This is a genomic window from Sulfitobacter sp. CW3 (genome assembly GCF_019392245.1).
GTDB lineage: Bacteria > Pseudomonadota > Alphaproteobacteria > Rhodobacterales > Rhodobacteraceae > Sulfitobacter.
Genome location: NZ_JAHXRL010000260.1, coordinates 1 through 268 on the forward strand (window position 1 = coordinate 1; position 268 = coordinate 268).

General features: G+C 77.6%; 1 protein-coding gene. It reads right to left on the reverse strand.

What is annotated here, in order from left to right:
• Nucleotides 1–196, reverse strand: a 196-nt coding sequence (locus KZZ06_RS20995; protein WP_219581889.1) for a hypothetical protein, incomplete at its 3' end; no start/stop codon positions are given.
• Nucleotides 197–268: the final 72 nt, after the last annotated feature.

Genomic DNA, 268 nt, shown 5'->3' on the forward strand with positions numbered 1-268 from the left:
TCGCGTCGCCCGACAGGGTGTTGATCGGGCGGTCGAGGGGGAGGCCGGCCGCCGATCCGAGGGGACCGCGCAGGCGCAGGGCGAAGCGCGCCTCGGCCGCGGCCGGCCGGATCAGGAGACCGGCGCCGACCGGCGCCGGAGCGTCGGCGCGGCCGAGCGGGTGCGCCCGGGCGGTGCGGTAGCGGGCCTCAAGCATGGATGCGCTCCCCCTTGGGATCGAAGAACACCGGCTCGGCCACGGTGGCGGTGGTGAAGCCGTCCGGGGTCG